Origin of the sequence: Nitrosarchaeum sp. (assembly GCF_025699065.1) — an archaeon.
GTDB lineage: Archaea > Thermoproteota > Nitrososphaeria > Nitrososphaerales > Nitrosopumilaceae > Nitrosarchaeum.
This window is the reverse complement of record NZ_JAILWF010000004.1, coordinates 98,390-110,727: the sequence shown is the minus strand read 5'-3', so window position 1 is coordinate 110,727 and position 12,338 is coordinate 98,390. Positions and strand designations below refer to the sequence as shown.

19 protein-coding genes are annotated in these 12,338 nt (G+C 30.4%); 12 read left to right on the top strand and 7 right to left on the bottom strand.

What is annotated here, in order from left to right; genetic code table 11:
- Positions 1–10: 10 nt before the first annotated feature.
- Positions 11–1,162 carry an aminotransferase class V-fold PLP-dependent enzyme gene (locus K5782_RS06015; protein WP_297464887.1) on the top strand — a complete coding sequence of 384 codons (1,152 nt, stop codon included), beginning with the start codon at positions 11–13 and terminating at the stop codon, positions 1,160–1,162.
- Here the strand turns inward: K5782_RS06015 and K5782_RS06010 are convergent.
- Positions 1,157–1,414, bottom strand: coding sequence for an Lrp/AsnC ligand binding domain-containing protein (locus K5782_RS06010; protein WP_007551635.1), 258 nt, complete (start codon positions 1,412–1,414; stop codon positions 1,157–1,159). The two genes, K5782_RS06015 and K5782_RS06010, sit on opposite strands and share 6 nt — an antisense overlap.
- Positions 1,415–1,492: 78 nt before the next feature.
- Here K5782_RS06010 and K5782_RS06005 point away from each other — a divergent pair, with 78 nt between their 5' ends.
- On the top strand, positions 1,493–2,137 hold the full coding sequence (locus K5782_RS06005; protein WP_297464884.1) for a cyclase family protein: 645 nt from the start codon (positions 1,493–1,495) through the stop codon (positions 2,135–2,137).
- On the opposite strand, the gene amrS is transcribed toward K5782_RS06005, so the two are convergent.
- Positions 2,131–3,189, bottom strand: a complete 1,059-nt coding sequence (gene amrS, locus K5782_RS06000) for an AmmeMemoRadiSam system radical SAM enzyme (RefSeq protein WP_297464882.1) — start codon at positions 3,187–3,189, stop codon at positions 2,131–2,133. The genes K5782_RS06005 and amrS overlap by 7 nt on opposite strands.
- A gap of 82 nt (positions 3,190–3,271) precedes the next feature.
- Between amrS and K5782_RS05995 the strand changes: the two genes are divergently transcribed.
- Positions 3,272–3,769, top strand: coding sequence for a dual specificity protein phosphatase 23 (locus K5782_RS05995; RefSeq protein WP_297464880.1), 498 nt, complete (start codon positions 3,272–3,274; stop codon positions 3,767–3,769).
- Position 3,770: 1 nt separating this feature from the next.
- On the opposite strand, the gene K5782_RS05990 is transcribed toward K5782_RS05995, so the two are convergent.
- Genes K5782_RS05990 through K5782_RS05980 form a run of 3 tightly spaced genes read right to left on the bottom strand, consistent with a single transcriptional unit; the run spans position 3,771 to position 4,647 of the window.
- The gene (locus K5782_RS05990; protein ID WP_007551628.1) at positions 3,771–3,917 is read right to left on the bottom strand and encodes a hypothetical protein; all 147 of its coding nucleotides are present in this window, start codon (positions 3,915–3,917) and stop codon (positions 3,771–3,773) included.
- A gap of 10 nt (positions 3,918–3,927) precedes the next feature.
- The gene (locus tag K5782_RS05985; protein WP_007551627.1) at positions 3,928–4,080 is read right to left on the bottom strand and encodes a hypothetical protein; all 153 of its coding nucleotides are present in this window, start codon (positions 4,078–4,080) and stop codon (positions 3,928–3,930) included.
- A gap of 30 nt (positions 4,081–4,110) precedes the next feature.
- Positions 4,111–4,647 (bottom strand): hypothetical protein, encoded by a 537-nt coding sequence (locus K5782_RS05980; protein WP_297464877.1) that lies wholly within the window; start codon positions 4,645–4,647, stop codon positions 4,111–4,113.
- A 51-nt stretch (positions 4,648–4,698) separates the two neighbouring features.
- On the opposite strand from K5782_RS05980, the gene K5782_RS05975 reads away from it, so the two are divergent.
- The 6 genes from K5782_RS05975 to cobJ are packed head-to-tail and all read left to right on the top strand — an operon-like array spanning position 4,699 to position 9,859.
- Complete coding sequence (locus tag K5782_RS05975) at positions 4,699–4,977, top strand: RpoL/Rpb11 RNA polymerase subunit family protein (protein ID WP_048110146.1); 279 nt, start codon at positions 4,699–4,701, stop codon at positions 4,975–4,977.
- A complete protein-coding gene (locus K5782_RS05970; RefSeq protein ID WP_297464874.1) occupies positions 4,978–5,289 on the top strand; it encodes a transcription factor S in 312 nt (103 codons plus the stop codon). It abuts the gene before it with no gap.
- A 35-nt stretch (positions 5,290–5,324) separates the two neighbouring features.
- The gene (gene pcn, locus K5782_RS05965; protein ID WP_179365524.1) at positions 5,325–6,071 is read left to right on the top strand and encodes a proliferating cell nuclear antigen (pcna); all 747 of its coding nucleotides are present in this window, start codon (positions 5,325–5,327) and stop codon (positions 6,069–6,071) included.
- Positions 6,072–6,106: 35 nt separating this feature from the next.
- Positions 6,107–7,510 carry an aspartate kinase gene (locus K5782_RS05960; RefSeq protein WP_297464871.1) on the top strand — a complete coding sequence of 468 codons (1,404 nt, stop codon included), beginning with the start codon at positions 6,107–6,109 and terminating at the stop codon, positions 7,508–7,510.
- 31 nt (positions 7,511–7,541) lie between these two features.
- Positions 7,542–9,011, top strand: a complete 1,470-nt coding sequence (locus tag K5782_RS05955; RefSeq protein WP_297464869.1) for a hypothetical protein — start codon at positions 7,542–7,544, stop codon at positions 9,009–9,011.
- A gap of 50 nt (positions 9,012–9,061) precedes the next feature.
- Positions 9,062–9,859 carry a precorrin-3B C(17)-methyltransferase gene (gene cobJ, locus K5782_RS05950; protein WP_007551619.1) on the top strand — a complete coding sequence of 266 codons (798 nt, stop codon included), beginning with the start codon at positions 9,062–9,064 and terminating at the stop codon, positions 9,857–9,859.
- Here the strand turns inward: cobJ and K5782_RS05945 are convergent.
- The gene (locus K5782_RS05945; RefSeq protein WP_297464866.1) at positions 9,853–10,893 is read right to left on the bottom strand and encodes a tyrosine--tRNA ligase; all 1,041 of its coding nucleotides are present in this window, start codon (positions 10,891–10,893) and stop codon (positions 9,853–9,855) included. The two genes, cobJ and K5782_RS05945, sit on opposite strands and share 7 nt — an antisense overlap.
- A gap of 98 nt (positions 10,894–10,991) precedes the next feature.
- Between K5782_RS05945 and K5782_RS05940 the strand changes: the two genes are divergently transcribed.
- Positions 10,992–11,186 carry a hypothetical protein gene (locus K5782_RS05940; RefSeq protein ID WP_297464864.1) on the top strand — a complete coding sequence of 65 codons (195 nt, stop codon included), beginning with the start codon at positions 10,992–10,994 and terminating at the stop codon, positions 11,184–11,186.
- 61 nt (positions 11,187–11,247) lie between these two features.
- On the top strand, positions 11,248–11,598 hold the full coding sequence (locus tag K5782_RS05935; RefSeq protein WP_297464863.1) for a hypothetical protein: 351 nt from the start codon (positions 11,248–11,250) through the stop codon (positions 11,596–11,598).
- 29 nt (positions 11,599–11,627) lie between these two features.
- Here K5782_RS05935 and K5782_RS05930 read toward each other — a convergent pair whose 3' ends face one another.
- Positions 11,628–11,813, bottom strand: a complete 186-nt coding sequence (locus K5782_RS05930) for a C2H2-type zinc finger protein (protein ID WP_297464860.1) — start codon at positions 11,811–11,813, stop codon at positions 11,628–11,630.
- A gap of 133 nt (positions 11,814–11,946) precedes the next feature.
- Between K5782_RS05930 and K5782_RS05925 the strand changes: the two genes are divergently transcribed.
- Positions 11,947–12,336 (top strand): hypothetical protein, encoded by a 390-nt coding sequence (locus tag K5782_RS05925; protein ID WP_297464858.1) that lies wholly within the window; start codon positions 11,947–11,949, stop codon positions 12,334–12,336.
- Positions 12,337–12,338: the final 2 nt, after the last annotated feature.

The window sequence follows — 12,338 nt, the reverse complement described above, 5'->3', positions numbered from 1 at the left end:
AGATATAATAATGAATTTGGCTTCAAAAGATGTATCAGAAGATTTTCATAATTCTGACAAAATTTATCTAAATAATGCTTCTGTTTCTTTAATGCCTTTACAAAGCATAGAAGCCATGAAAGATTTTCAAATTTCATACAATTCTATGGGGCCTGATTCAATAGACTCTCAATCATTTATTGCTGAAAAATTACAAAATGTTAGAAAAATTATTGCCAAAATTATCAATAGTCAACCAGAAGAAGTTATCTTGACTCAAAGTACCACAGATGGAATAAACATAGTTGCCAATGGACTCTCATTTGAAAAAAATTCAAATATTATAATTCGTGGATTTTCACATGAACATCATGCAAATTTCTATCCCTGGCTTAGATTACAGAAAAAAACTAAAATTAAAAATTTATCAATAGATAAAAATGGTTTTTTTAATTTTGATGAATTTCAAACCTTTCTTGATAGAGATACAACCTTAGTAGCTATTAGTCATGCATTATACAATACAGGATCAATATTGCCTGTAGAAAAAATTGGAAATATGCTTCAAAGTAATACCTCGTTTTTCATTGATAGTGCACAAACTATTGGTTGTATAGGTAATTTTGATGTAAAAAAAACTAAATGTGATTTTATGTCATTTAATGGTTCAAAGTGGTTATGTGGGCCTATGGGAACTGGATTATTTTATTGTAACAAAAAATCACATGAATTACTAGAACCAATGACTATTGGAGGAGAATCAGCAATGATTTATGATAAAATAAATCTTGCATTCAAAGACATGCCAGATAAATTTCAAACAGGATTTCGTAATTATGTTGGAATTGTTGGTTTAGAGTCATCTGCAAACTATCTTCTTAAATTTGGAATGGAAAACATTCGTAAAAAGAATCTTTACCTTTCAAATCTTTTAAGAGAAGAACTATCTAAAGTAAAAAATATTGTTCTATATGGGCCAGAAAATCCTGAAGAAAGAACAAGTATTGTTTCTTTTAATATTGATGGACAAAATCCACAAACAATTGTAGAAAAACTAGAAAAACAAAATATTGTATTGGCTGTTAGAGAAATTTTAGAACAAAAGATCGTACGAGCATCACCTCATTTTTTTAATACTGAATCTGAAATACTTGAGGTTGTTGATGCTATAAAAAATCTATGATTTTTCTTGCTCTTCTATTACCATCATTGTTAGTGTTGATTGTATTTTTCCAATTTTTCTAACTTTATTTGTAATAATTCCTCGTAATTTTTCGGCATCTTTAGATGATAATTTTAAGACTATATCATATACTCCATAAACTCCTTGAACTTCATACTCGATGTCTTCAGTAGCAAGAATACGTTTGATATCTTCTATAATTGATTCATCAGATCCTAGGTCAGAATTCAATAAAACATACGCAGTAGGCACATTGCAGTTTTTCATAAAACACTATTTAACCTTTCATAGATCTAAAAAACTGATTAATCCCCATCGTAATTTACTGATGTGAAACCACTAGATCTTACATTGACAATATCTACATCCATTCCTACTTTTCCAGATTCGCCAAAACCACAATTCATTCTTTGGTCGACACTAAAGGATGATAAATATAATCTTGAATTATTATTTCTCAGTTCTCATACTGGAACTCATCTTGATGCACCATACCATTTTGTAAAAAATGGAATAAAAATACATCAAATTCCACTTGATAGATTAGTAGGAAATGGTATCTTGATTAAAATACAAAAAGGAAAAAATCAATCCATTACTAAAAACGATTTAATTTTATTTGAAAGAAAACACGGTAATATTCCAAAAAATTCATCCATATTTTTTTATACTGATTGGCAAAAAAACTTGAATAGCAATTATTATTTTATTAATAATCCCGGTCTATCTGAATCAGCTGCTACATATCTTGTTTCAAAAAAGATCAATTTGGTTGGAATTGACTCACCTAGTATAGACTTGGGTCAAGATAAAATTTTTAAAGTTCATAAAATACTTGCAAAAAATAATATTTTAATTGTTGAGAATCTATCCAATTTGAATAAAATTTCTTCAAAACAATTTGACTTTGTAATTTTACCATTAAAGCTAAAGGATGCAACTGGTTCTCCAGTTAGAGCGATAGCTATTCAATGAACAAAATGAAATCTATTTTTTTTATAATTTTTAGACAAATTACCAATAATTGGAACTTGATTTCCACAAAATTGGCATTTATTTTTCTCATCTAGATTCCAACCTTCAATATCAAAACCATATCTCTTAACCACAATGTTGTTACATTTTGAACAATAAGTATGCTCAAAAGGATGACCTGGTACATTTCCGATATACACATACTCCAATCCAACTTTTTTTGCAATTTCATAATGTTTTTCTAAAGTTTTAACAGGAGTAGAATCAAATTCCATCATTTTATAATCTGGATGAAAACGTAAAAAATGAATTGGCATCTCTGGACCAAATTGATCATAAATAAATTTACATAATTTTTCTGCGTATTCTAAACTATCTCCTATTTTTGGAATAATAAGATCTGTAATCTCTACATGAATATTTGTCTTATCACGTATTTCTAATAATGTATCAAAAATAGGTTGAGGATCAGGAACTCCAATAATTTTTTTTGTAAAATTAGGTTCTGCATTACCTTTGAAATCAATTGTTATAGAATCTAAAAACTCTCCCATCATATTTACTGATTCTGGAGTATCATATCCATTTGAAACAAATACATTGTAAAGATTTTTTTGATGCGCTATTACTCCGCAATCTCTAGCAAATTCAATGAATATAGATGGTTCATTGTATGTATATGCAATTCCATCTGCACCATTATCTAATGCTGTTTGTACTACTTGTTCAGGAGTCATATCTACACCCTCCACTTTTCTTCTCTGACTAATATCAAAATTCTGACAATATCTACAAAGCCAATTGCATCCAGTGGTGGCAATTGAAAACACTTTAGATCCAGGATTATAATGTATAACCGGTTTTTTTTCTATTGGATCAACATGTCCTGCTATCACTTTACCATATACGAATAAATCTAATTTTCCATTTTCATTACCACGAATCCCACATAATCCTATCTGACCTTCACTCATCTCACAATATCTTGCACAAGCAGTACATCGAACTTTCTTGTTAGATAATTTTTCATAAAGAATTGCCTCTTTGTTCATTTTAGTTAATTATAGATAATTTTCCCATATAAGGTGCATCACTTTTCGCAATCCTAAAAATATAGAAAATAACACATTACTTATGAGTAAACCAGGAAACATTTGGAGAAAAGTTCACGGTAAAATTACTAAAAAACCAACCAATTTCTCATGGTTAATTGAAAATAAACTTGCAGGTTCAGGAATACCAACAAGTTTTGATGAGTTTGATTGGATTCTAAAACAAGGTGTTACATCAATTGTAACTATGACTGAAAATGCTTTACCTGAAGAATGGATAAGTAATATTGGTTATTTACATGTCCCCACCCCAGACCTTACAGCTCCTGATATGGATAGAATTGATACAGCAGTAGATTTTATCCATAAAAAAATTTCAAAGGATCAAGCTGTAATGGTTCATTGTGCAGCTGGAATGGGAAGAGCTGGAACAATTCTTGCTTGTTATCTGGTAAAGTATCAAAATTATTCTGCAAAAGATGCAATTAAAAAAATTAGAACTGAAAGACCAGGATCTATCCAATCTGAAGTACAGGAATTAGCTATTTCCTTTTATGAAAAACATGTAGGAAGTAAATAGATCACATAAACTGTGATACTAATTTTCCATCTACGATCTTTATCTTTAATATTTTATTTTCTTGAAATACAAGAGTAATCCCACCATCTGAATCAGGATCTTCAACCTTTACTAACTCAATCATTTTAATTTGTTCGAATTTATCCATTCATTTTCACCTATTCTGGAATTGATACAGCATCTATTTTTCCGTCCACGACTTTAATGAACAAAAATCTGTTATCTTTAAAGATAAATGTGATGCCTCCTTCTTTGTCTGGTTCTTCGACTTCAAGTATTGGTTGTCCTAACAGACCATCGTATTTTGCCATAATAATTAACTCAAAAAGTTCCTTATATCCCTAATTGATTGTGATCTCAATTTCCTTAGAATTACTTTTAACATTTCCTGGTTCTGTATAGTCATGTTTTTGCCATGAGGCAAATACCTCAGCACCAATCTTATGCTTGCCTTTTCCTAATTCAGAAGCTTTAATGACAATTTTTTCATTAAAATCAAACAACTCTTGTCTAACCTCCTCTTCCGATAATCGAATAAACGGCTCAAAATTTTTGGCTACTTGAACCCATATTCTTCTATCTTTATGGGGATTAACCAATTTTGGATTTCGTGTCCAAAATATTGCTGCCTTTCTATAAGTGTCAATAGTTTTACCAACTTCCTTTTTCCTAAATCCTCCAGAAGTCAGTTTTATGCCATATTTCATCTTAAATGACACATCATTGTTGTTATACGCTTTAGTCCAATTTGCCTCATTGAAGGCATCTCTTATACCCCCATCTACTTTAAAACTGACATTTACTTCAATACTGTCGTTTAATGTGTATTCATCCTTGGCTTTCACTATGCCAATATCTGAAATCTTACTTTCTGTCATTCTGTCCGCTCATAATGATTTATATCCACAATAAGTGCTTTTTCCGAATACATGAATGCTCAAGTAATCAGTTCAGAACCTAAGGAAATTAGCCTTTCTATTACAGAAACTGATATAGGAATTTTATACATAATTCAACATGAGCTTTTAAAGGAATCAAATATTGATTTTGCAGGCGTTATTGTGAAACATCCTCTCACTAATGAGTGTTGGATGAGAATAAACTCAAACACAAAACCTTTGCAAGAAATCAAAAAAGCAACAGATTCAGCAATAAAAATGGCTAATGAATTTAAACAATTATTTAATTCTAAAATTAAGGTAAATTAGATGAAATTTTGCCCCAAATGTGAGGTCAAATTAAAAAAAGGTGATTCTGGTCTCCAATGTCCAAAATGTAATTATGTTGAAGGAAATGAAACTATGCAAACAAAAACTGTAGTTGAAGAAGAGGAATCACAATTTAACGTATTATCAGAAAATGAAGGAACTGAAACATTACCTACGATAAAAATTGAATGTGAAAAATGTGGTAACGATGAAGCAGTTTGGTGGATGTTACAAACTAGAAGTGCAGATGAACCTACAACTCAATTCTACAGATGTTCTAAATGTAGATACACTTGGCGTAATTACGCATAACGTTTAACTGGAACATTAAACCCAAAAGATTTAGTTTGACTTTCGAAGCAAAAACAAGTGGTTCAGATGATCTTAAAGCAATCATCTCAGCAATATCTACACTTGTAGAAGAAGCTACTTTTGTTGCAACAGCTGAAGGAATTACTTTTAGGGGAATGGATCCATCTCATGTAGCTTTAATAGATATTTCTTGGCCTAATTCTGCATTTGAAAAATATGAATGTGATAGTGATATAAAATTTGGAGTTAGAATAGATGAATTTTCTAAATTAATTAAAAGAGCTGATAAAAAAGATAGTATTGAAATTAGTATTTCTGAACAAAACATGTTACTTGTAACAGTTGGTAAAAATAAAAAATACAAAATGCGTTTAATTGAAAGCTCTGCAACTGATACTCCTTTACCAAAAATTCCATACGATTCTAAAATTACTTTATCATCTTCTAGATTTGATAAGATTTTAGGGGATGTCCAAGTTGTATCTGATTATTTGACTATTCATACATCTGATTCAAAAGCAGATTTTTCTGGAAAAGGTGATTCAGGTGAAGTTGTAATTGATCTAGAAAAAGATACAGATGAAATTGGTGAAATCTCTTCAAAAGAGGATAGTGTTGGTACCTATAGCCTCGAATATCTCAATCCTGTAGTTAAAGCAGTAGGTACTACCGCAGGTCAAATTACATGTGAATTTTCTAGTGCAAAACCTCTACGAATTGAATTCAAAGTAGCAAACATAGGCAGAATTCACTTTTATTTGGCTCCACGAGTAGAAAGTTAAAGCATTTAAAGATTAACTGATTCAGGTACTTTGAATTGAGACTTGTAATAAAATATGGTGGAACATCAATTTCATCGGCAAAAGATATTCAAACTGTAGCAAATTATGTTAATACATTATCTAAACATAATGAAATAGTAATAGTATGCTCGGCTACTAGTGGTACCACTGATGATTTAATTGAAATATCTCAATCTATAAAAAATGAGAATAAAAACAAAGCTATACAACTAGCGTCAAAAATTATCAATAGACATAAACAACTTGCAAAGCAGACAATAAAAAAATCTGCAATTAGAAAAAAATTATTAGAAAAATTAGATGTAGATTTTAAAGAACTTGTTGCATTAATTGAAGGAATGGTATTGTTGGGAGAAGTAACTGCTAGATCTATGGATTATTTGATCTCATTTGGAGAACGTCTTTCAATAAAATTAATCTCTTTTGCAATTAACGATTTGAATAAAAAATCAATATCCTTAACAGGTAAAGAAGTTGGAATTGTCACAGATTCTAATTTTGGTGAATCTATCCCGTTAATGGATACTACAAGATTAAGAGTTTCTAAAACAATCGATCAACAATTTACCAAGAAAACAATCCCAGTAATAGGAGGTTTTACAGGAGCCGATCAACATGGACACATAACTACATTTGGTAGAGGTGGTTCAGATTATACTGCTACAATTATAGGTACATGCATCAAAGCTGATGAAATATGGTTAATGAGTGATATAGATGGATTAATGACTGCAGATCCAAAAATAGTAAAAAATGCAAAATTACTCAAAGAGGTTTCTTATGTAGAAGCAATTGAGATGGCTTTGTTTGGAGCTAAACAAATTCATCCACGCACATTTGAGCCATTATTGACCAAAAAAATTCCAATGAAGATTCGAAATTCCTTTAATGTAAAAAATGAAGGAACACTTGTAACTGATTCACCTTCAACTTCCACAAAAAATACTGTAAAATGTGTTAGCAGTATTCGTCATAATGGATTAATCGATATACGTGGAGGTAGTATGGTTGGTAATCCTGGAACTGCTGCAAAAATCTTTGTAACACTAGCTAAAGCTGGTATCAATGTAATGATGATATCTCAAAATCCCTCAGAATCTAGTATTACTATAGTAGTCAAGAATACTGATTTAGATAAAGCAGTTAATGCATTAGAAATGGAACTTTTAGGAAAAATAATTAAAAAACTAGAAGTAACTACCGATGTTGCAATTATTGCCCTGATTGGTTTAGGTATGCGAGGAACTGTAGGTGTTGCATCTAAAGTCTTTGGAGCAATCCAAAAAAATAATGTAAACGTAGCAATGATTACTCAAGGTTCGTCAGAACTAAACCTTGCATTTGTTGTCAAAAATTCTGATACTAATGTGGCAGTTCAGGCTTTACATGATGCATTTGAACTGGATAAAATTAACTAGAGATAAAATCATTTAAGGGGAACAACTTCAAATGATTTCATTGAATAGATTTGTAATTATCTTAATTGTAGGAATTTTTGTTTCAGGGATTCTTACAATTTCCTTTATCTCTAACAGTTATGTTGATGCAAATTCTACAAAAAAAATTCATTTTACCAAAACTATTATTTCATCACAAGATCCAGGTCAAGGGCACGAAACTCATCAACTATCATTAATTTTATCACCAAATGAGGGTACTCTTTATGATGGTTCTATGACATTTACATCAAATGAGCCTGTAGATGTTGTTGTTTTACACGAAATTACTGGTAATGATGTCAAAGGCCAACCGACTTGGACTATTGATGGAAAAACTATCTACGCAATGTCATTAATCGATCTTAAATCAAAATCAGATTCATTTGAATTTACTGGAGCTGCTTTGGCATTACACTCTTCTAATTCAAAAGAATTTACTGCAACTGTAAGTGTTGATGGTTGGATTAGAGGTCAACCAACCGAAGTAATTATGCAAAAAATACAAGTTGACAAAGATCCATCATTAATGTTATCCAGATCAAATGTAGAAGCAATTATCCCAATGCATGAAGGACTTTACAAAGGAAATTCTATTTTTTATATTATAACAGATACTAGTAGAGAAGATTATTCTAAAAAAATTAGTGAAAAACAAGAATGGATAGTACAAACTTCTCACTTAATTGAAAAAATGCCTGAAGAAGTTCTACAAAAAATATTCATTTTTAATAACGGTGTTAGAGGAAACGGAATTTATGGACATCAAAAAGAAATTTTTTCAAGTACTCCAGTTCAGGAATCAAAGTATAGTGCATTAAATTCCGTTATTGAGGTTTCATGGAAAAAAGGTCAAAATGCAAAAGTTCTAGAATCTTTTGAAGATGTAATTGATGCTGAAAAAGATGGAAGAATTGAATTTACTAAAACTGGAGTAGTAATTAATTCTCCTCAAATAATTTGGCCTAATGGACAAATGTTAGTAAGAAATGATACCAAAATTACTGATGATTTAACATTTAGTGGAGGTCAAATTACTAAAATTAACAAAGATGAGATGACCGTAACTTTTGTTGCTCATCGTATGTGGGGCCCAGATGGTAAAACAATCTATTCTATTGTAACTGATGCAACTCCTTCTAGTCCATCAGAAATAATGGGAATTCCATTTACTCCTGTATATGACAATCTAATTGCAAATTCTTCTGCAGCTGATCTTTTCCAATTTCAAAACGGCATTAAAGGCTCAGGTTCTCTAGGATATCAACCAGGAATATCAAGTGTAAATTCTGATCAAAAAAATTATAGTCCTATATGGCGTATCTATAACGTTGAATGGCACAATCCCGAAGATGCAAAAATACTCCAAACCATATCTGATATTGATTCTTTCAAAGCAAAAGACCTCATTTCAGTAAGTTTAGCTCGTCCTATGAATAGCCATCATATCATAAATGGTCCTCTCATAGATCCATTCCAATAAAAATAAAATCACTAAACGGATAAATTACTTGAAAGAAAATTTATGTTAAATTGACTGGTAAACTCTACATTGTCGGTGTTGGTCCTGGACATCATGATCATATGACATTTCGTGCAAAAGAAGTGATTGAAGAAAGTGATACAATTGTTGGATATGAAACATATGTTAACCTAGTACAAGATCTTATTGAAGGAAAAACAGTTCATCGTTATGCCATGACTCAAGAAGTTGAACGTGCTCATCAATGTATTGATCTGGCAAAATCTGGAAAAATAGTTTCACTTGTTTCTAGTGGTGACCCAGGAATTTATGGAATGGCTGGATTAATTTATGAAACACTTGCAGCAACAAATTGGAATCCTAAAGATGGTCTGCAAGTTGAAATAGTTCCGGGTGTTTCTGCGTTGAACTCATGTGCATCAATTATTGGTTCACCACTTATGACTGATTTTGCAGTTGTAAGTATGAGTGATTTATTGGTACCATGGGAAATAATAACAAAAAGAGTTGAAGCTGCTGCACAAGGTGATTTTGTAATTGTAATTTATAATCCAGCAAGTAAAAAAAGAATACATCAACTGGTAGATACAAGGAAAATTCTATTAAAATATAGAAAACCAACTACACCTGTCGCAATAATTAAAGGTGCATTTAGAGAATCACAAACTATTGTAATGACAGACTTGGAAAATCTTCCAAATCATTCTGATCAATTGGGAATGATAAGTACAGTAATCATCGGAAACTCATCTACTTACACCTACAAGGATTTAATGATTAATCCAAGAGGATACAAATCAAAATATAATCTAGAAGAACAAACAAACCCCAATCTTAAAATTCAATAATTTTTCTTAATTGCGTTAAACAACTCTTCACTAAGGTTTAATTTTTCTCGTATTGGCGAAATCACTTTAACTAGATATTCTCCTACTGTTTGTTTTAGATCAGTTGGATGTAATTTTTTTTCTGCAAAATCCGACTCTAATTGATTATAATTGGTATATGTCATGTTTCCACCAAATTTTTCTGGTCTTTCTACATTAATTTCATTAAATTCATGGAAAATAACATTTTTTGAAATTTCTAATAATGGATTATTCTGAATATTTGCTTCTTCACACCATGCTTTTTTGATCTTTGTTCGAATTTCATCATCAGAATTATGAATAAAAACTCCTGAATTTGGATCTGACTTACTCATTTTTGTTGATTCCCCATTTGCATTTGCTGGTTTTGTTAAACCTGGTAATAGTTTATGATGAACAGCTACTGGAACTTTCCATCCCATTTTAGGAAAAATCTCTCTTACAAGCATGTGTATTTTTCTTTGATCCATTCCAGCATGAGCAATATCTACACCTAAAGAATGAATATCAACAGCTTGCATTGCCGGATAAAGTAACTTAGCTACATCTATCTTTGTATCATCTTCTGAGCGTCCCATTATTGTAAGGGTTCTCATAGTTCTAGCTATTGACATGTGTTTTGTAAATTTAACAAGATTAGCCCAATACTCTGTTTTTTCTTCATACAATTTTGATCCTAAAACAATTTCTACATTTGGACAAACTAATTTGAAAGCATCTTGGTAATATTTTGAAACTTCTTCAATGGTTTCCCAATTTCCACCCAACTTATCATTAATTATAGTGTGCCAATCTGCAAGAAAAACTGTACATTTAACACCCGCTTTAATAAAATCATTAATTTTGAAACCGGTACTAATTAAGCTACCAAGATGTAAAAATCCAGAAATCTCTAAACCAATGTAATGCTTTGGAGATGAATTTGTTTTGAACAATTCTAATAATTCTTCATGCGTAACAATCTCTTCAGTTGGGGGTCTTTCAATTAATTGAATTTTTTCAGTGATATCCAAATCAAAACAACTTCTGAGATGTAGGTCTATAAAGTTATTTGAAATATGATTTAGTTCATATTTGCAATATTTGAATTATTAAATGAATTATCAATAATATGACACTCGAAGAAGGATTAGAACTAATTGAAAACTACAAAAAAGGATTACAAAAATTTTTAGATGTACTACCTGAGCAAGCAGTTCAGTTAGGCTCTGAAATGATTAAAACACTAACAATAAATTCAAAAAATGAAATTGCGAATTTGGAAGCGATAGAAAAAGCATTAAAACGTACATCTAAATCAGAATGACTAAATGATTAAGTTTTTTATTATTTAGAAGTATGAAAAACATAGGAATTGAATTATAATTATGACTGAATATAAATGGAGTAGAAGTGAACAAAGAATTATTTCAATTATAGAAAAATTTACAACTTATAAAAATTGGATTTCTTTTATGCATTTATCGATAGAAGCAAAAATTGATCATCAAACGTTAACGAATCACATTGATTTGTTAATTAAAAGAGGTACAATAACAGAATATAGGGGGAAAAATAAATCAAGATTATTTTGTATTTCTGGACATAGTGATGATATAGAATATAATGAACAATTTCGAGATTTTACTCAAAGAGATCTACTAACTAAAGAAGAAGCAAATGAAAAACTTTCTAAACTATACAAATTAGGAACTGATAATCTTTACCACAAATTTTAATCATTAATTAAATTTTTAAAAATAACATTTCACTTACAATTTTTTTTATGTTTTCTTAGATCTTCTGAAGAATCAAATTCTGAATCACATGCTCTGCATTTTTCCTTTTTTTTGTTGTGTGCAACTTCTTGATGTTTTTTTAGCCTTTCAGGATCTGTTAGTACTGTTCCACATTTTTTACATTTTGTTTCATTAGAACTACCAAACAATCCCATGTTTAGTGTAGTATCATCTAGTAGAAAAACTAATTTCCTCTTCCCAAGCCATTTAATTCTTAAAAATTCTTACAAAGGTAACAATTGTCAATTTACAAGATTATCTTTTGGGAATGCTTTCATAGGCGAAATTGTGAATAGAATTGTGGTATCTAAACACTTTGAAGAACAATTTTATCAATTTTGTACTGAGAACAATATCAAATGGGATGAAAAAAAGAGACGATGGAATAAACCATTTCATCCTAAAATTAAAAATATTTGGATTAAATCTGAGAAGGGTGATTTTCTAAATTCTATACGTCCAAAAGAAAAAGGATACTATGATTCCAAATTTTTAGGATGGGAATTGGGAGTCATTAAGAAAGAATATTGTTTTTGGTGTGGTAGAATTATTGAGGAAACAAGAAAAAATGATCCACGTTCAGAAACTGTAAAATTTTGTAATCAAACCCACAGAAAAGCATTTGGTAAAGTTAAAGCTGATCAAGAAAAACTAGGAAAACTATTTACATCTAAATAAAA